This is a genomic window from Shewanella frigidimarina NCIMB 400, assembly GCF_000014705.1.
In the GTDB taxonomy this organism is placed as follows: domain Bacteria; phylum Pseudomonadota; class Gammaproteobacteria; order Enterobacterales; family Shewanellaceae; genus Shewanella; species Shewanella frigidimarina.
The window spans coordinates 4,413,743-4,434,180 of the sequence record NC_008345.1 but is presented as its reverse complement, the minus strand read 5'-3'; the positions used below and the strand labels follow the sequence as shown (position 1 = coordinate 4,434,180).

Here is a 20,438-nt window from a genome sequence, read left to right as displayed (position 1 = left end):
AATACTGGTTGAAATAACACTGAACGAGCCTGACAGAAACTAAATTCGCAGTACGCGTTACCAATTAAAAAAGAGAGTTTTAATGCCATTTTTAACCCAAGTAGAGCAGAGTTTATTGCAAGATGGATTAACCTTAGATGGACTGCAAGGTTACTTAAATACCATTCATCAACACAATATCGATTTTTCAGACCTGTATTTCCAAGCTTGTCGCCATGAGTCTTGGGTATTAGAAGATGGCATTGTAAAAGAAGGCAGCTTTCATATTGAGCGCGGAGTCGGTGTGCGTGCCATTACCGGTGAAAAAACTGGTTTTGCTTATGCTGACGAAATTACCCCAGCAGCTTTAGATGCAGCAGCAAAAGCGGCTCGCGGTATCGCCAGTGCTGGTGAGCAACATAAAGTACAAGCTTTTAAGCGCCAAACAGCCCATAAATTGTATGACAGTGCCGATCCCATTGCTGCTATGGACGAAGTAAAGAAAATCGATTTGTTAAAGCAAGCTGATGCTTATATTCGTAGCCTCGACAGCCGTATTATTCAGGTAGTCGTGAGTTTATCTGGCGTACATGAAGAAATATTGATTGCCGCCAGTGACGGAACATTAGCGGCTGATATTCGTCCATTAGTGCGCTTTAACTGTAGTGTTATCTTAGAAGACAAAGGTAAGCGCGAACGTGGTAGTGCTGGTGGTGGCGGTCGTCACGATTACAGCGCTTTTTTAGCCACCGATGACGCTGGCTTACCGCAGAGTTTTGAGTTTGCCCGCGAAGCAGTGCGCCAAGCACAAGTTAATGTCAATGCTATTGATGCACCCGCCGGTGAAATGACCGTGGTGTTAGGTAATGGTTGGCCTGGTGTTTTACTGCATGAAGCTGTTGGCCATGGTTTAGAAGGTGACTTTAACCGTAAAGGCAGCAGTGCATTTAGCGGTAAAATGGGCCAGCAAGTGGCGTCGACTTTAGTGACCATCGTGGATGACGGTACCCTGGAAAATCGTCGCGGTTCATTAAGCATCGATGATGAAGGCGTGCCAAGTCAAAAAACTACCTTAATTGAGAACGGTATTTTAAAAGGTTACATGCAAGATAAGTTAAATGCCCGCTTAATGGGGCAAGAACCTACAGGCAACGGACGCCGCGAATCTTATGCACATTTACCTATGCCGCGTATGACCAATACTTATATGAATGCTGGTGAGTCAAACCCAGCTGACATTATTAAGTCAGTTAAAAAAGGTATCTACGCACCTAACTTTGGTGGCGGACAAGTCGATATTACCTCTGGTAAGTTTGTGTTCTCAGCTTCCGAAGCCTATTTGATTGAAGACGGTGAAGTGACTCAGGCGATTAAAGGCGCGACCTTAATTGGCAATGGCCCCGAAGCCATGGGACTCATTTCAATGGTCGGTAATGACTTGGCCTTAGATAAAGGCGTTGGCGTGTGCGGTAAAGACGGGCAAAGCGTGCCTGTTGGCGTTGGTCAGCCTACTCTAAAAATTGATCGTCTAACGGTTGGCGGCACTGCTTAATACTAATCTTCAATGCGTTGGCAACTCACTGAATATCTATACTCAGTGAGTTGTTGCTATCTAAACTGTGATCACTCTCTTGTGTGAGTAAATGAATATTCACTTTATGATCTAGTGGCTGTGATAATAACGGAACTACGTTATCATCTATCAAGAATTAGAGTATTAGCTCTAGAGGTGTTTATGGTTGCACAACGTCATATCAGTACATATTGTCGCAGACGAGTGAGCCTTACTCTGTGCTTCAGTGTTTTATTTGTTCATCTTAGTGTTTTTGCAGAACCCGTTACCTTTAGTCATGCTTGGCAGCAATTGGCGCAAGTGAGTGATCAGCTTCAAGCTAAAGCTCAGCTAGTCAACCGTGCCAAAGCGGAAGAAGATGCAGGTGATGCGTTAAATTACCCGTCACTTAATATTGCTGGCAGCTATACTCGCCTCGAAAAACCTATCGAACTTGATTTACGTGACTTGAATCCATTAGCGACTCTCGACACAAGTACATTACCAGCAGCTCTTAGTAGTGCATTAGCTGAAATTCCAGGCTCTCTTTTTGTCACTCCTTTTACCGAACAAGATGTGTTTCGTGCCAGTTTGCAAGCCATGTGGCCCATTTATACCGGCGGTAAAATTACCGCAGCCCAAGGAATACATGCAGCCCAAGTTTCAGAGAGAGAACAAGAGTTTGCCCTCGCTCGGCGTGAGTTATTTCTTCAGTTAGTTGATCGCTACTACGCAGTGTCGGTGACCAAAACCTTAGTAGATACCCAAAAGCAGCTGGTGGACTCGTTAACCTTACATGTGAGTCATGCGCAAAAATTAGAGCAACAAGGGCAAATCGCCAAAGTTGAACGCTTAAATGCCCAAGTCGCGTTAGAAAATGCCAAAGTAAACTGGGGTAAAACCAAGCGTCAATACGAAATGACCGAAATAGCTTTAGCAAGGATGTTACACATACCGTCGGTCGAGCCTATTTCGGCACTGTTTTTACTCGAACAACAACCTTCATTGCCCTATCTTAGTCAGCTGACATTAACTCAGCATCCGGCATTAAAATTACTCGAAGCTAAAGAAGCCCAAGCCAATGGTTTAGTCGACTTAGAAAAGGGTAGTTATTATCCCACGGTGTATTTATACGGTAACTACACCTTGTATGAAGATGACAGTTTATTTTCCCAAGTGGAGCCCGACTGGATGGTGGGAGTTGGGATGAGCATACCGCTGATTAGCCGTGATGGTCGCAGTGGAAAAGTGCAAGCGGCGAAAAGTGCTTTGCTGCAAGCGCGTTATACCAAAGCACAAACCAAACAAGATTTAAGTTTGCTGATTGATCAGAGTTATCGGCAGATGCTGCAAGCTAAAGAAGAAGCGGATGCGCTGGATGTGTCATTAGCATTAGCGACCGAGAATTTACGTTTGCGAGAGTTGTCCTTTAACCAAGGCTTATCCACTTCAATTGATAGAATCGATGCTGAGTTAAGCTTAACTGCGGTTAAAACTCAGCAGTTAGGCGCTAAATATCGTTATATGCAAGCCTACGCCAAAGTGATGGCCATTAGTGGTCAAGTAGAAGAATTTATTAACCGAACTCAATTTCAAGGGGCTGCTAATGCGGGCTAACAAGATCATCGCGGTGGTCGCATTCGTGCTGCTTATATTATTGTTAGGATACGGCGTAAAGCTGGCTTTTACGCCTCAACCGACAGTGTTACAAGGGCAAATCGAAGCTCGTGAATATAATATCTCGTCTAAAGTTCCGGGGCGAGTTGAGCAAGTTTTAGTTCGCAAAGGCGATCAAGTCGATGTGGATGATATTTTGTTTGCTATCAGCAGCCCAGAATTAGATGCCAAGCTACTACAGGCTCAAGGCGGTCTTGAAGCTGCAACCGCTATGCAACAACAAGCTAATAACGGTGCAAGGCAGCAACAAGTTACCGCGGCTAAAGAGCAATGGTTAAAAGCGAAAGCTGCGACCGAACTTGGCCTAAAAACGTATCAACGAATTGAAAACTTATTTGATGAAGGTGTTGTTGCACGGCAAAAGCGCGATGAAGCTTATACCCAATGGCAAGCCGCTAAATATAACGAGCAAGCAGCTTATGCTATGTATCAAATGACTAATGAAGGCGCCCGGGTTGAAACTAAAGCCGCAGCAGCAGGTAAAACTCGTATGGCAGAAGGCGCGGTTAACGAGGTGAATGCCATTTTAGCCGACAGCCAAATGCGCTCACCTAAAAAAGCTGAGGTGAGTGAAGTATTATTACAAGCTGGTGAGCTTGCGCCGAGTGGTTTTCCGGTGGTGAGCATTATTGATATGAGTGATGCGTGGGCTGTGTTGCAAGTTCGAGAAGATCAATTGTTGCAATTTAAGCAAGATCAAACCGTCATGTTAGATATTCCAGCATTACAGCAGCAAGTCGAATTTACCGTGTCACACGTGAGTGTCATGGGTAACTTTGCTACTTGGCGCTCGACCGAGAGCGGCCACGACTTTGATATGCGTACCTTCGAAGTTGAACTGACACCTAAGCAAAAGATTGTCGATTTACGAGTTGGTATGTCGGTGTTGTTTCGTGCCGATAAGCTTGCCGAACATTAATAAGGCTTGCTGATGAGGCATTTATTCAGGCGTGAATGTAAAGCGTTGTGGCATTCGCCATGGCAACTGGCTTTGGTTAGCTATATTCCGCTAATTGGCGTGCTCGCACTGTGGTGGTTATTCAGTGCGGGCTTGCCAAGGCAGCTCCCCGTTGCCGTAGTTGATTTAGATAACAGTCAAATTAGCCGCATGCTAACAAGGCAATTATCGGCTAATGCCGTGATTGCCCCCCGCTCATTTGCCAATGAAGCCGCGGCGATTGAAGCTATGCGTCAAGCGCAAGTATACGGGCTAGTTATTTTACCTTACCAGCTCAGAAAAGATTTACTCACATCAAAACAACCCACTATTGATATTCGCTATAACAGCCAATTTTTGTTAGTGGGAAAGTTATTATCCAGCCAGCTACAACTCAGCCTTGCAGAGGGGTTAACGCAAATTGGCGAGGTGAGCCTATTACTTAAAGGCGCAAAAAAAGCCACCGTTGATGTGAGCTTAACGCCTATTAGTAACCAAACGACGGCGTTATTTAACCGAAATAATAACTATGTTGGTTTTTTAGTCCCGCCGATATTGATTGCATTATGGCAATTACTGTCGATGTTGGTTTTTGTTAATAGTGTTAATGCTGAGCTTATTCCTCAAGGTGAACGCTATTATGTAGCCCGAAACATTTGGCCAAAAGTGTGGGTTAAAGTGTTATTTTATAGTCCGATAATGCTCGTTCATAGTGGCTTTATTTTAGTGTGGTTATACCACTATTTAGCTTTGCCCGTGTCGGGTTCATTATGGTTATTGCTTTTGGCACAGGCATTCATGCTCATGGCATTGTGGTTGTTAGTGTTGGTTATTTTTATGATTATGCGTGACAGTGCCCGCACGGTCAGTTTCTGTACCGCATTATTTGCTCCAGCATTTGCGTTTATGGGGATAACCTTCCCGGTAAACGATATGCCCATATTGGCTAAATGGTGGCGGTTGGTGATGCCATCGAGTCACTATATCGACTCCCATGTCAGCGTCGTCAGCTATGGTGTTGGCTTGCCGCAAGTATTAACCCAAATCAGCTCTTATTGGGGCTTTTTACTGTTATTGCCTTTGCTTTATGTGTTGGGGCGTCAGGCGCAGAAAATACCGCCACAGGGTCAAGTTAGTCACCCGGTTAACCTGGAGGTCAACCGATGAACTTCTGGCAATTAATCGTAGCAGAATGTAAAGCCATATTAGCCGACAAAGCGATTGTGGTGACGTTATTTGGTGGGGTGCTATTTTACTCAGTTCTGTATCCGTTACCGTATTTGTATCAGGTGCCGACAGAGCAAAAGGTCGTGGTGGTTGATCACGATAATTCGTCACTCAGTAGGCTGGTGACTCGCCACGCAGATGCCAGTGCTAAGATAAAAATACTCGCTAATGTAAACAGTATTGATCAAGCACAAACGTGGATCGATCAAGGTAAAGCACATGGGTTATTGGTTATTCCGGCTAACTTTAGACGTGATTTATTGCTAGGTAAGGGCGCAACATTAAGTTATGGCGGCGATGCGAGTTACTTTCTGATTTATTCTGCTGTAGCTGAAGGCTTAGTGTCAGCAGGCATCGATGCCAGTAAACAAGTGCAGTTAATTGGTTTGTTGGCTCGCGGTCAAAATCCCCAACTTGCCCAGCAAGCGGTTAATTCTGTCAATATTAATTCAATTCCAGCGTTTAACCCCAGTTTAGGCTACACACCATATGTGGTGCCGGGATTATTTTTATTAATTCTGCATCAAACGTTATTAATTGGCACCGGTATTTTGGGCGCAGGCCAATGGCGCAAACCCGGTTATTGGCAGCAAGTACGTCCAGTCACCTTAGTGCTTGCACGGTTAAGTGTGTTTATGATGATTTACGTGCTATTTAGTAGTTTTTATTTAGGCTTTTGTTTCTATTGGTACAAAGTGAGCGTGGTAGCTACAGTGGTTGAGGTCGGATTATTTATGTTGCCCTTTTTATTAGCCACAGGATCGCTAGGTATTTATCTCAGTAGTTTATTTAATCGTCGGGAATTACCTACCCAATTGTATTTACTGGTGTCTATGCCAATTTTATTTGTGTCAGGTTTTGTGTGGCCGATTGCATTAATTCCAGAACCATTGGTATTAGCATCTCAAGTTATTCCTGCCGTTCCAGCAATTATGGGGATGCTCGAGTTAAATCAATTAGGAGCTGGTTGGTCGGCGATAATGCCTAAATGGTTACAATTGTGGGGCTTGTTTGCGGTATTCGTCACCATGGCCATAGTCGCCATTTCGCGTAAACAGAAAAGCGTTAGCATTGCATCATAAAATACCTATAGACGCTAGGCTGGTTCTATCATATCGAAATAGCCTTATCGTTAGATTTGTCACTGAGTAAACAAAAAATAGACAGCTATCATCTCAATAGGCCTGTCTATTTCACTTGTTTTATGAGATTTATTGCTGACTGAGAAAGGGTAACCATGACGTTTTTTTTGGTCTGGATCCAATTACATCATCCCGTTTTGAGTACTGTTTAAAGCGGCCTCTAAACGTTCAACGTTATGCTGGTATATATCGCTGTGATCGACTTTTGCTGCATATTTAAAATCGGCTAATGCGCCTAAATTATCATTATTCATTAACTTCATTACACCACGATTATTATAGGCATAAGCCCGAACCGTCATAGATGGGATCGCCACTTGGGTACGAGCACTTTTCACGGCTGCGCTACAGGCTTTTTGGGCTTTTTCCATATCCGCTAGTTGCACATATCCAGCACACAAGTTCACGTTACGAGAATAGTCATCCACGGCGAACTTACTTGCAGATAAAGTAGCGGTTAAGCCAGCTTCGACATCACCTGATTGCAATGCATTAACACCAGGCACATCTTCCACTAATACCATTTTGTAGGCATTACTCTTGATATGTTGACCTTGCTCGTCAGCCATTACACTTGCTGATGCTGTCAGTACTAATGTGGCACAAATTAGGCCATTAACGATGCTTTTTTTCATGATGTCGCTCCTTTAAACGTTTGTGTAGCGCCGCGCTACAGGTGAACTTTAGTCAAAACGACTAGCGTCGACAAACGATAAAAAACGCATTAATGGGTTAAAAAAATTCACTTATAATGATGAGGTAATTAATTGGTTTAAATTGTGAATCAGCAGATATAGTAGTCATTACAGTTTTACTTAAGTCTACATGGATGCACCTACGGCGTTTGTTTCCTTATCATTACTCAGTCGCTCACGATGTTGCGACATGCTCTACGTCCTGTCGATCTAGGTAATGGATATTAAGAACGACATGGTTTGAGAGAAATTGTTTAAATAACAGTTAAGTTCATCTAATCAGCTCCCCCGCTTTGTCAAATCTTTGCTACAAAGTCTACCTTGAAGTTTGATACCTAATGACTTTCATCATGGAAACTTTTGAGGATCCAATCGATCAGCAATTGCACTTCTGGCCGCTGCTGTTCATTAGTATGACGGATGAGGTAATAGCGATCATGGCTAAAAAGTGGATGAGGAAATAATGACAGAAGGGTGCCGTTATCGAACCATGCTTGGCTGATGGGTAATGGAATGAGAGCAATACCTAATCCTTGTTCTGCAGCGCGGGCGACACTGAACATACTGTCTAGTTGAATTATCTGCTTAGGCTGAAATGCATCAAAGCCAACATTTTCGGCCCATTGATGCCAAGCGTATGGTCGAGCTTTATGCAATATTAATGGCACCTGAGTTAATGCTTTAAAACCTTGTGAAGATAATTCAGCATGAAGTTGTGCATTACACGCAGGGATATAAGTGATTGGGAATAAATCATACACATCAGCATTAGTTTGTTGCTTACCAGAGAGCATAATTGATGCATCAGTATGCTTTATCATATCGCTGCGCGACTTAATGGTTTCGAGCTTAAGATTGATGTTGGGATATTTAGATGACCAACCAATGAGTTTAGGCATAAACAGTTCACTGGCAAAGAATTCTGGCATTGAAATACTGACTTCGAGCATTCTGTCTGATTGGTTAAATTCACTGACTGTGTTGACTAATTGCTGCATTACCGGCTCGATGGCCTGGTAAAAGCGTGCGCCAACTTCGGTCAATGTCACCGCGCGGGTTTGACGAATAAACAAGCTCTGGTTTAGAGATTCTTCTAACTGTTTAATCTGATGACTTACCGCCGAAGGGGTTAGATACAGTCTTTTAGCGGTTTCTTTAAAACTTAAGCATTCAGCAGCGACGCAAAAACAACGTAGGCCGCGCATGGAGGTGTGTAAAGGGATCATTCAATTCTCAACAAGGACAGTTTATCAACTCACTTCCCCTTGATGATAATCAATTGTGATGACATCTGTAATGTGTGCGGGTCGACTACTGAGTAATCGTTTAGTGAGACTAGGGTTATTCTTGAAGAGAAAGCAAGGATTAGACCAGTAGTTAAAGTCTCTTATAAACATAGGTTTAACTAGTTGTATAAAAATTGATTGAGTTGCTCTGGTGCTGAATGTACCTTGTTCGCACCAACTTGGTGCTAACTGACTTTACGTTATCTCTGCTGAAATAACGAAATAGATTAATAGATAGGTGGGTAAGCAGGGCTAGCGCTTAATTAATATGTCTAATTAGAAGTACAGTGTTTCTTGCTTAGTGCCATCGATAAAGATGTCGCATTTATCTGCAGTGCTCGATTTTGCCGATTGAACAATGCTAGCAACAATACCAAAGCTTCCACCTTGATCTCCTAGTACCGAACCAAAGTAACAATCACCTTTAAATTTCATATCTTTAAAGTTTGCATTAAGATTTTGAGTAGGCGTCATTGGCGGGAATCGACCCTGCATGATCGGGTCACCATTAGCGGTCAATAGCAGTTTATTTTTTGCTTTATCATACGAGCCACCAAGTACGAAAGTTTGGTCATTGACGACAACCGTTTTGTTTTGAGCCACAATGGGTGGTTTAGCTGCACAAGCGGTGAGTAGTACGCCTGCTGTAATGGTAAGAAGTAGAGAAATTTTGCGCATTAGTATTCCTTAGTATGCGTCGAGAGTCGTAAATCGGTCCCTCGGAGTAGTAAACTAGCCCTGTTTACAGATGCTATTGATGGTATCGAAACGAGAGGTGTTGTGCGCTATTTACTCGCTGAACAATTTGTTAGCTGAACATAAAGTCAGTTAGAAAAATAGTTCTTAATTTCAACAAAGTATCGATCTAATACCGTATAGCATGTCTTATTGTATCAACATATTTGTTAATGCCAAGTATAAAAAAGCCTGCTTAAGTAGCAGGCATTAATGATCGGTAAATATTATGGGACGTGAGAATATTGAGCTTATGACAAGGTCACATAAAATATCAATTCAGTGACCACACCTTTAGGCGTAGTTGCTGTCAGTGTGACTTGGCTTGTGCCGGGTGTACCATTATTTTTCAAGGTAAATGAGGTTGATGTTCCTCCTGCTGAACTCTTGTTAGGTACGGTATAACCAGTGAACTGCAATTCACCTTCGGTGCTAGTAACCGTTAAAATTGTACCTGAAGGCAATATCTGATTGGCGCTATCAGTGAGTACCACATCAAACTTTGCCGTTGCATCTAGTGTAATAGGCTGAACATCAGTGTCGTAATTATTAATCAAGCTGCCATCTTGGCTAACCACGAAATTAGCATCAGAGCCTGACATTGTTAATACTAATGCTTTACGGATATAAGTGCTCATAGCCGTGCTGTCACATAATGTACCTTGGCATTGTGGGCCGTTAAATTTACCGTCAGCTAATTGATATGTGTTACTCGCTTGAATATTAAAGTAAGGTTCACCTGAATCATGGACGCGAGATTCGTTGTCATCTCTAAAGGCGTCAGGCAAGTCAACAAAACCACCGTCATGGTAAGTTTCTACATCCATGCCATTACCACTACATGCTACTGACGTTGTACCACTTAAACAGCCGTTAACTACGCCGCCATCAGCATCATCAAATACATTGTTGCCATTGATATCGAAGAAGGTTTCGTGCCCTAGCGCATAAGCCATAATTGTTACGCGATGGTCACTGACTCGTGGTGATGCTGATGTCCAAATGACGGAACACCTGCCATTTGCAATGGTACATGATGGTTGGATTTGACCACCTTCAGCGGTAAAGTTGATGGTAGTGTCGTCTGGTGCAGGGTTTGCAAAACTATCAGAGGCATACACTGTAATGGTAACTTCTTCACCATTGTAGTCGCCCGCTTCAGGGTTGCCATTTGATCTTGAAATACTAAAACCAAGCTGTTGTGGCAAACCGGTATTGACGGTCAGCTGTTCTGATTGGCTGGTAATGGTTTGGTTAGTGTCGGCGTCAGTGGTTGATGCCACCACTCTTACTGGGGTAGGAATGGTGCCAGCTTGCACTCGCACGCTGACTAATCCCTGGGAATTGGTAATACTGTTGTCCGTCACTTTACCATTAGCAAATTGTAAACCGCCCACACTGGTGTCTAAGCTAAAATTAACCGTTTGTTGTGCTGCTGGTTGGCCATTTGCACTAGTCACTAAGAAGGTCACTAACGATGATTCAGTTGAACCGGTGCCGCCTGAACCTTTGATGCGGATTTGGCTTGGGTCAGCTGACACAAAGCTCACATTAGATAACGTTTGACGGGCTAAGGTAAAAGGTAAACTTGCGTTTAAGCTACTGCCATTAACAGTTGCTGTCGCAATGATGGTGTCATTACGTTCACTATTGCCACTACAACTGACATCTGAAAAAGTTGAGCTAGCGGAGCCTGATAAGCTAGTGACAGGTGAATCAAGTGTGGCGTTGTCATTGGTAGAGCAGTCAGAACTAAAGCTGATGCTGGTTGGACTTTGCAAGCGTGTTAATGTGCCATCGGTGTTTTCGGTAACTAACGTAGCTGTAATCCCAAATGTGCCACCGGCGCTAATGTTATAACTGCCATCGGTTGTAGCGACTAGCGTTGTCGCCAATTCACTTTCAACAAACTCACCATTAGCATTATACGAGCCCATCTTAACATTACCATTCGTAGCAATATCGTCAGACGCTAACACTTCAAAAGCGCTGCTGCTGGTAAGAGTACTACCTTGATATTCTGTGGTGACGGTTAACAGACTGGCACCTAACTCTGCCTCGGACGGCGTATAGTTGAGCGTAGCAATGCCTGAAGATTTTGTTAGTGCAGTTGCTGGCGCTAACGAAGCACTACCAGCATTGAATGTCACAATTTGGTTAGCAATAGCTTGATTATTACTGTCAGTAAGCAAGGCATTGAGTTGAACTGTTTTATCAATATTAAAGCGAGTAATCGGACCGGTTGCATCACTTATAGAAGCGGTTAATTTAATTGCTTCGACAGGAACATTGGTGTCATATTCTTTAAATTGATAATTGCGAGTCGCACTAACTGCATCAGCATCACTTGGAGAGTAACTCACGCTAAGCGTGCCGGCGTCGGTGCTGCTTGATGTGACAACTGTTGTCGCAAGACCAGAAGACAAGGTTAACACCGTTGTAGGCGTTATTGCTGCATTGGTGGTACTAAAAGTAATGAGTGCGCCACTGACGTTGGCATTACCTAACTTAAGGTGTGCAACGGCACAGAAGCTACTATCAAGATCAAAGATCAGTGAGTCAGTACTCGTATCACATTGGCCATTAACGACATTTTGATAGCTGACGGTAATACTATAACTATCATTCGATGTGTCAGTATCGGTGCCGTCCGCGGCACCGTTACAACCTGTAAATAACAACACTGAAGTTAATAATAACAATAGTGTGCGAGTCATCATTTTTAGCCGCATTAGCAACATCCTTATTCTATTAAACAGACTATTTTTAGAGATGGACCCTAGTCTTTTATTTCAGATCTTAAATACTTATATAACTCTTTAGACGATTTTGACTCTGGGCCTTTAGCCAGTTCTTTATTCGCTTGGCGGATCAGTTGGCGCATTTTTTGACGATCAAGTTGTGGATGCAAATCCAGTAATACTTGGACCTCATCATCGCCATTAGCTAATAAACGCTCACGCATTTTTTCAAAAATCTGTATTTGAGCAGCTTCATTATTGTTTTTGTTCAACACTTTATCCAGTGCTGCTTCAATAGGCTCATGCTCAAAGCCACGCATTAATTTACCAATGTATTGTAAATGGCGGCGATAGGCTTCAGTTTTTTGTTTAATCAGTTTTGTTTTTAGAATCGCATCATATAGAAATTCATCTAAACCCATTTTGTCTAATTGAGTTTTGCTCAGGGCCACTAAACGCATGCCAAGTGCTTGAGCATCCTCACTTTCTTTTTTAACGCCTGTTCTGCTGACATAGTTGTCATCATTATCATAGGGCTGCTGAAATAGCTCAGAATCGCCAACAATTTTCATAGTCATAAACCTCAAGTCAATATGCGTTAATGATAGCATTTATTTGGCCTAGAATATGCAGAATTTATTGATGATCAACTGCGATATAAATGCGCGGTTATCAATCGCCAATTGAATTTGATATGCTAGCGTCAATTAGACTAATCAAAGAGTAAATTTGTGGCTTCTCATCCTTCTTCAGCGCCTCGCGCAACTGAACCAACACCTAGAATTGATTCTGAATTATCGGCGTTAAAAGACGCTGTATCTGTCGCATTAGAATATGCGAAAGAGTTAGGCACTTCGGCCGCTGAAGTGGCTATCAGTAAGCAGCAAGGTTTGTCGGTTTCAACCCGTGAAAAAGAAGTTGAAACCGTTGAGTTTAATAAAGACGGTGCGTTAGGCATTACCATTTACCGTGATGGTCGCAAAGGCAGCTCATCAACCTCAGACTTAAGCCCAGAGGCGATTCGCCAAGCGGTAAAAGCGGCTGATGGTATTGCAAAATATACTTCAGAAGATCCTTTCAGCGGTTTGGCTGATCCCGCTTTGATGGCGCAAGATATTCGCGACTTAGAGTTATATCATCCACAAGATATCGATGCAGAAGAGCTCGCTCAGTTGGCTATTCGTGCTGAAGAAGCCAGTTTGTCGGTTGATAGCCGTATCCGTAATTCAGATGGTGCGAGTGCCAATGCCCATACTGCCGCCAGAGTTTATGGTAATAGCCATGGGTTTCTTAACGGCTATTGCAGCTCTCGCTACAGTTTAAGTTGTGTGGTCATAGGCGAAGAGTCTGATGGCAATATGCAGCGCGACTATGACTATACCGTTGCCCGTAAATATCATGATTTACTGTCACCTGAAGCGGTAGGTTTACAAGCGGCAAACAAAACCTTAAGTCGATTGGATGCCCGTAAAATTGCGACTGCAAAAATGCCAGTGTTGTTTGCGCCAGAAATTGCCACTGGCTTAATGGGGCATTTAATCGGCGCAATTAGTGGCAGCAGTATTTATCGTAAGTCGAGCTTCTTAATGGAAGCATTGAATACTCAAATATTCCCAGACTGGTTTAGTATTGAAGAACAACCGCATTTAATTGGTGCTCTGGCCAGTGCTAATTACGACAGTGAAGGTGTCGCTACCCAAGATCGTCGTATTATTGATCGTGGCCAGCTAGAAACTTACTTATTAACCAGTTATTCGGCGCGTAAATTATCGATGACCAACACGGGTCATGCTGGTGGCATTTATAACTGGACCCTAAGTCATTCAAACCAAACATTTGATGACTTGGTTAAAGCCATGAATACCGGCTTAATTGTTACGGAAGTTATGGGCCAGGGCGTTAATGGTGTTACTGGTGATTATTCTCGTGGCGCAGCAGGTTTTTATGTTGAAAATGGTGAAGTGTTGTATCCAGTAGAAGAAATTACTATCGCGGGTAATTTAAAAGACATGTTTATGGGAATACAAGGCGTAGGTAAAGATCGCGATTTACGTTCATCAATCCGCACTGGTGGTATTTTACTGAGCGAGATGAAAATCGCGGGTAATTAACCCTTTCGCTGAAAAACGCATTTATGGTTAAATACCAAATAGTTAAAGCCTCTTATCTAATTGATTAAGAGGCTTTTTTTTAACTTCAACTTGGCTCTTGACGCTTTATATCTTTACTTTACCTTTCTTGACAGTCGTTTACAGGCAAGGGTTGTCATAACTCTTGCAAATGTAACTAGATGGTTAATGGAGTAAATATGTTTAACAAAAAAATAAGTCGATTGATGATGGTGTCTGCAATGGGAGCCTTGTTACTAGGGTGTGGCTCAGACAGTGAAGAAAGCAGTGATGATGTCGCTTATGTGCAGTTTTATAATGCATCACCGAATAGCACATCAACTTCGTTAGTGCTGGATGACTATTCATATACAGCGGTTGATTTTGCTGATGCAATGCCGCGCTATGCTTATAGTACGGGGAGTACAGAGCTGGAGATTTATGGTCAAGATGAGGATAGTGAAACGGTAACCGTTTACAGCGACACCGTTGATTTAGCGAGCGACTCGAACCATTTGTATGTTTTGTATGGTGACTATCATGATCCCGAACTACTGGATATTAACTATTCACGTGATGAAATGGACGAGTTAAATGCCGACGATGATAATGACTACAGCAAAATGGAAGTGTTGGTGGCTAACGTAGCCACTGATGAAGGTGCGTTTGATAGCTATATTTCACTCGATACCCAAACCATTGACGAAGCGGTGATGCTGGGTAATGTGCCATACAGTAGTTACACGAGCGAACAGATATTCGATACAGATGATTATATTGTCTATCTTACCGAAACAGGTACAAAAAATGTGCTCTACACGACAGGTAGCATGAGTTTAACCTCCGAAACGGCTTATAAATTGATTATTCGTAATAGCTTTGGCGCGGGTGATATTAACGTCACTATCGACAGTATTGACTCAACCACAACTCCAGTCACTTACGCCGCGTTAGAGGCAACAGCTGATTATCGGGTGTTTAATGGTTTAGAAACTCAAAGCATTGATGTTGATGTGGCCAGTAAGCAAGAAACACAGTACTTGTATGGGATTTCACCCTTCACAGTAACGGCTTACCAATCAACATCGTTTAATGATTATGGTATCACCACTAAAGATGCGACAAGTAAAGCTAAGTTGTTCGATAACTTGTTGGTAACGTTTAACCAAGATGAAGTGAAGTCTTTACTGATTTATCAGCAAGAAGACAGTTCTGTAAAAGGTATGGTGATCGAGCAAGACTTACGACCTCGAGCTTTTGAATATAAAGTCGATGTGGTGAATTTAGCTTATGATTATGATGACTTAACCGTGTATTTTGTCCGTGCTTCAGAAACCATTGAAACCGCCGAATACACCTTAACTGATTTAGATTTTGTGGAAAAACTCAGTCTGACATTGCCCGAAGATGATTATGAAATTAACATTGTTTACGAAGCCGATAATGGCACGCAAACCTTAGTTTATCAGTCTGATTCAATTAGCTTTGATGGTGACAGTAATTATACTTTTGTGCTGACTCCAGACACTACTAGTGCACTAGGTCATAGACTGACGTCATTACAGTAATGTTAAGTTGAATTGATAGTGAGTTAAATCACCGCTTATAAAGCATAAAAAAGCCGATATCATCGATATCGGCTTTCATTTAGCGTATATATTCAAATGGACATACAAACGAGTAGGTTAGTTAACCTAAGGTTAATTAGTACGGTATTGACTAAGAATTTTACCCAAATCTGCTGATGCTTTTGCAAGATCTTTAACACCACTTGAAGACTGTTGCGATAAACCTCTAATAATATTTGATTTCTGTCTTATGTCAGTCAGCTCTTTTGCAATGTCATTGGCCACTGCACTTTGTTCTTCTGACGATGTAGAAATTTGGAAACTCATGTCCATAATTGAATTTGCTGATTCAGAAATGGCATTAATATCGGTTCCAATATTAGTGATTAGGTCGCTACTGGTTTGTGCTTGTTTGACGGTATCTTGAGTAATGCTGTCAATATTGAGCGTTTCACTTTGCAGTAATTCAATCATTTTATGAATTTCAACCGTCGCAGCTTGTGTACGACCCGCAAGGGTTCTTACTTCGTCAGCAACCACCGCAAAACCACGGCCCATTTCACCTGCACGTGCCGCTTCAATTGCTGCGTTTAATGCCAGTAAGTTAGTTTGATCTGAAATAGCATTAATGGTGGTGATCACTTCATTAATATTAGTCGCATTAATTTTTAGGGTATTGACCGAATTTGATGTTTGTTCAATGTAGGTCGATAACTGCTTAATTTCATTAATCGCCCGCTTAGCTCGGTCATAACTCTGACGTGTATACTCAGAATCTTGCTCAACGCGTTGAGTTGAATTTCGAGCGATATTAGATACTTCGGCAGCTGATGCCGTCATTTCTTCCATTGCTGTAGCAACTGAGTCAAGTGAAGCATATTGTAAATCAATTTGTTCCGCGCTTTGCACTGCGTCATTGGCAAATGAACTGGAGGTCGTTTGCAAGGTATCGGCACTTTTTTTCACTGCAACAACGAGCTCGGTCAATGTATCCATGGCTTTATCGAGTGCACAACCAATGGTACCGAATTCATCACGGCCAGGATGGAAACCTAAACGAGAAGTTAAATCTCCTTTAGCAATTTTTTCCGTGGTATCCCATAACACCCAAAGTGCACCACCAAGGAAAGTTGCTGTCCAGTAAATCACTACTGCAAAAGGTATTATCCATAAGAATGACATTAGCAGTGACATTAATGCAGCTTGTTTAGCATTGGCTTCTTGTCCAGAAACTGATTCGCTCAATGTATAATATTGGCCATCTAATGCATACACGGCGGTAATAGTATCTTGTTGGCGTGAACTGGTTTGCGAACGACCTGAGACTTGCAAACCTAAGTTTGAAGCTTGGTCTAGCTGACTTGTCGCCTCAAGAGCTTGGACAGTAGCAGCGGTTTTTTGTTCTAAAACATGTAACGATTGCTGTTCAATATTTTCAATTTTACTAAAGTAACTACTAATCGATACACTTGATAAAATGATCAGGAACAGTCCGAAAATAGCCCAAAATTTATCATTAATGGACATTTTGATGAAAAGTTTATCGATAGTTCTGAAATCAACTTGTTTCATGGTTTGAGCACCTAAACCGGTAAAGACAATAAATTCAAATATTAGATGAGCAATTAGCATTTGGATACTAAAATAGTCAACTTTATAATATTCTTCTGTGACCAACATAACATTGAGTCATGATCAATATCGACAATAAATCACATATCTTAAGTGATTTATTGGTTTATATGCATGGTGTACTTAACATTCGAGCAGTGTAAATGACCAATGTTAATGTAATGATCGGGTAAAAAACCTAAATGTTCAATATTATTTTATGACGTGAGATAAAATATTAAACCGTATGTCGTTAATTTTATAGTTTTTTGTATATAAGTGTTACAGAATTTATATTTTTTAACATCTGAATCCCTGCCTCTTGTTCTTGTGCTAGCTATTGTTTTAGTTGAAGTATTTTTAACTTTATCTATTACCGTTTTCTAATTAAAACAAAATTACTTGGTAATCAATCAGATAGCAAATTTGTTTACCTCATTAATGTGATCAATGTTCTTTTTTCTGTAAACAAACTTTGGGACAATCGCCCCGCATATTACAAAAAAATAGCATTTATATTACAAAATATGGGGTTTAAAAATGAAAGGACTGACTAAACTAACGGCGGTTTCACTCGCAGTTGCAGCAGCATTGCCGATAATGGCAAATGCAGAAGTGTTAATTAGTGAATACGTTGAAGGTAGTTCAAACAACAAAGCGATTGAACTGTATAACAACAGTGACGTTGCAATTGATTTAACAGGCTACAAATTAGTACGTTATAAAGACGGTGACTCGGCATCGCTTGATATGGTGGAGTTAACTGACACTATTGCGGCAAAAAGTGTCAAAGTCATTTTGCACCCAAGTGCAGCGATTACCTTACCAGCCTCAACCGACTCTATGACTGGTAACTTGTACTTTAATGGTGGTGATGCTGTCGGCCTATTAAAAGACGGTGTGTTGGTTGATGTTGTTGGTGAAATTCCAACGCCAGCAGGTTGGGGGTTCGACACCACATTTCAGCGTAAATTAGACTCCTTAACCGCTAGCACCACTTATGATGCTAGCCAATGGGCCACATTAGATAAAGACACCTTTAGTGGTTTGGGCTCGCTTGACGCCGCTGTTACACCAGAACCAAGTACATTTACTTGTAACGGTGCAACGCTAACGAATATTTATGACATTCAAGGCGCTGGTGATTCAAGCCCATTAATTGCCGATGGTAGTTATGAGTCGGCTAATGAAGTGACCGTAAAAGGCATTGTTACTTCTAGAAGCGACAGTTTATACAAAGGTTTCTTTATTCAAGACATGCAAGGTGACAACTCACCTTATACTTCAGACGGCATTTTTGTCTTCTTGAACGAAGCCGCTCCAGACACTATTCAGCCAGGTACTGAAGTGTGTGTGCAAGGTAAAGTAAACGAGTATTACGGCTCGACTCAGATTAACCTTAAAGACGAACAAAAATTTGAAGTTGGTGCATTAGGTGAAGTGCCTGTAGCCAGTGCATTTTATGTTGCAGATGGCGAAACCCTAACGCAAGCATTAGAGCGTGTTGAAGGCATGAAAGTGGTATTAGATGCGGGCAGTGAGATGAAAATCACCCGTACCTTTAGCTACGATTATGACGGACGTCGTAACAATATGGTGTTGTCACATAAAGCGCCATTAATGAAGCCTACTCAAGTATTTGAACCAAACTCTGCAGATTCTATTGCACTGGCTAAAGCTAACGCAGTAAACCAGTTATTTGTTGAATCTGATTTCAAAGCGAAAGATGGCGAAGTGCCTTACTTCCCAGATTTTAACGCTGAAACTGGTTACATTCGTGTTGGCGATCAACTCACTAACCTTGAAGGCGTTATTGGTTATAGCTACAACGCATACCGCATCTTACCTACTAACCTTATTTCTGCTGGCGATTTTATCCGTGTAAATGATCGTACCGATGCGCCTACAGTGGCAGATATGGGTGACATTCGCGTGGCGAGCTTTAACGTGTTGAACTTCTTCAATGACGTCGTTGGCGGTGATGCTAATCCATCAGGCAGCAACCGTGGTGCATTAATAGAAGAAGAAATGGTGTTACAGCGTACTAAAATTGTGAATGCGCTTGTAGCCATGAATGCTGATGTTGTTGGCTTAATGGAAATCGCTAACAATGGCTTTGGCGAGTTAAGTGCTATTCAAAACCTAGTAGATGCATTGAACGCAGAATTAACTGATGATCAAGCGTATCGTTTTGTTGAAATTGAAGATGCTGATAAGTATGAAGACAAATTTATCGGCAGTGATGCGATTACGGTTGGCATGTTATATCGCCCAGCCCGTATTACATTAGACGGTGCGGCAAAAGTGATTGCGACGCCAGAACAACATGCAGCAGAAGGTGCTCAAACCCGCGAGAAAGATGGCGTTGTTGAGCAAAACCCAAGTTATGACAAGTTCCAACGTCATAGTTTGGTGCAAACCTTTAGCATTAATGATGAAAAACTGACGATTGTGGTTAACCACTTAAAATCGAAAGGTTCAGGTTGTATTGAAGATTGGGCTGACTTTAACGAAAACGGTGAGCCAGCGGATTTACAAGGAAAGTGTAACTCTTTCCGTGTATCGGCAGCTAAAGTACTCGGTGAGTCACTAAAAGATGTTGAAGGTGATGTACTGGTTATTGGTGATTTAAATGCCTATGGCAAAGAAGATCCGGTTGCAGTATTAACTGATTATGATGCCTCAACCACTGACCATGTTATCCGCACCGCATCGTGGACTACCTTAAACGGTAAAGTGTACGAGCGTGAAGGCAGCGTGATTGATAAAGGTTATGGTTTAATTAACTTAAACACTCAAGCACATGGTGCAGATACTTACTCATATAGCTATAACGGCGAATTAGGTAATTTAGACCATGCGTTAGCCAATGAAAGTTTAGCGGCTAAATTAGTGGGTATTGACGACTGGCACATTAACTCAGTTGAATCTAACCTGTTTGAATATGGTAGCAAGTACACCGGAGAGCTGGTTAAAACTGAAAGTCCATTCTCAGCTTCAGACCACGATCCAGTGATTATTGCATTAAGCTATCCAGCGCCAGTAACGCCAGTAACACCAACACCAGAGCCTGTTCAAGACAGTGATGGTGGTAGCTTAGGCTACTTTGCGTTGATGTTATTAGGTGCGCTAGGCTTACGCCGTCGCAGTTAATTTTTATTGACTGTTTAAGCACTAATA

The 20,438-nt window shown here is 42.0% G+C and carries 14 protein-coding genes; 8 read left to right on the top strand and 6 right to left on the bottom strand.

The features are described from left to right. The first annotated feature begins 82 nt into the window (after window positions 1-82). The 5 genes from tldD (at window position 83) to SFRI_RS19145 (ending at window position 6,454) form a co-directional block, all read left to right on the top strand. Window positions 83-1,531 (top strand): metalloprotease TldD, encoded by a 1,449-nt coding sequence (tldD, locus tag SFRI_RS19165; RefSeq protein ID WP_011639146.1) that lies wholly within the window; start codon window positions 83-85, stop codon window positions 1,529-1,531. A gap of 183 nt (window positions 1,532-1,714) precedes the next feature. Further along, entirely contained in the window at window positions 1,715-3,148 is a 1,434-nt protein-coding gene (locus tag SFRI_RS19160) for a TolC family protein (RefSeq protein WP_011639145.1), read from the top strand. After that, on the top strand, window positions 3,138-4,127 hold the full coding sequence (locus tag SFRI_RS19155; protein ID WP_011639144.1) for an HlyD family secretion protein: 990 nt from the start codon (window positions 3,138-3,140) through the stop codon (window positions 4,125-4,127). The genes SFRI_RS19160 and SFRI_RS19155 overlap by 11 nt, the downstream gene beginning before the upstream one ends. A gap of 12 nt (window positions 4,128-4,139) precedes the next feature. Next, a complete protein-coding gene (locus SFRI_RS19150) occupies window positions 4,140-5,312 on the top strand; it encodes an ABC transporter permease (protein ID WP_011639143.1) in 1,173 nt (390 codons plus the stop codon). Further along, entirely contained in the window at window positions 5,309-6,454 is a 1,146-nt protein-coding gene (locus SFRI_RS19145) for an ABC transporter permease (protein WP_011639142.1), read from the top strand. Before SFRI_RS19150 ends, SFRI_RS19145 begins: the two co-directional genes overlap by 4 nt. A 182-nt stretch (window positions 6,455-6,636) precedes the next feature. On the opposite strand, the gene SFRI_RS19140 is transcribed toward SFRI_RS19145, so the two are convergent. The 5 genes from SFRI_RS19140 to yjgA all read right to left on the bottom strand — a co-directional run bounded on the left by SFRI_RS19140 (window position 6,637) and on the right by yjgA (window position 12,543). Then, entirely contained in the window at window positions 6,637-7,149 is a 513-nt protein-coding gene (locus SFRI_RS19140) for a tetratricopeptide repeat protein (RefSeq protein WP_011639141.1), read from the bottom strand. 395 nt (window positions 7,150-7,544) lie between these two features. Then, window positions 7,545-8,435, bottom strand: a complete 891-nt coding sequence (locus SFRI_RS19135; RefSeq protein WP_011639140.1) for a LysR family transcriptional regulator — start codon at window positions 8,433-8,435, stop codon at window positions 7,545-7,547. A gap of 336 nt (window positions 8,436-8,771) precedes the next feature. Beyond that, window positions 8,772-9,173, bottom strand: coding sequence for a YajG family lipoprotein (locus SFRI_RS19130; RefSeq protein WP_011639139.1), 402 nt, complete (start codon window positions 9,171-9,173; stop codon window positions 8,772-8,774). A 308-nt stretch (window positions 9,174-9,481) separates the two neighbouring features. Further along, entirely contained in the window at window positions 9,482-11,962 is a 2,481-nt protein-coding gene (locus SFRI_RS19125; protein WP_011639138.1) for an Ig-like domain-containing protein, read from the bottom strand. Between the two features lie 47 nt (window positions 11,963-12,009). After that, complete coding sequence (yjgA, locus tag SFRI_RS19120) at window positions 12,010-12,543, bottom strand: ribosome biogenesis factor YjgA (RefSeq protein ID WP_011639137.1); 534 nt, start codon at window positions 12,541-12,543, stop codon at window positions 12,010-12,012. 159 nt (window positions 12,544-12,702) lie between these two features. On the opposite strand from yjgA, the gene pmbA reads away from it, so the two are divergent. Further along, on the top strand, window positions 12,703-14,082 hold the full coding sequence (gene pmbA / locus SFRI_RS19115; protein WP_011639136.1) for a metalloprotease PmbA: 1,380 nt from the start codon (window positions 12,703-12,705) through the stop codon (window positions 14,080-14,082). Window positions 14,083-14,279: 197 nt separating this feature from the next. Next, window positions 14,280-15,647, top strand: coding sequence for a hypothetical protein (locus tag SFRI_RS19110; RefSeq protein WP_011639135.1), 1,368 nt, complete (start codon window positions 14,280-14,282; stop codon window positions 15,645-15,647). Between the two features lie 132 nt (window positions 15,648-15,779). On the opposite strand, the gene SFRI_RS19105 is transcribed toward SFRI_RS19110, so the two are convergent. After that, on the bottom strand, window positions 15,780-17,327 hold the full coding sequence (locus tag SFRI_RS19105) for a methyl-accepting chemotaxis protein (protein ID WP_244262845.1): 1,548 nt from the start codon (window positions 17,325-17,327) through the stop codon (window positions 15,780-15,782). Between the two features lie 471 nt (window positions 17,328-17,798). On the opposite strand from SFRI_RS19105, the gene exeM reads away from it, so the two are divergent. Next, on the top strand, window positions 17,799-20,411 hold the full coding sequence (gene exeM, locus SFRI_RS19100; protein ID WP_011639133.1) for an extracellular exonuclease ExeM: 2,613 nt from the start codon (window positions 17,799-17,801) through the stop codon (window positions 20,409-20,411). The last annotated feature ends 27 nt before the right edge of the window (window positions 20,412-20,438 follow it).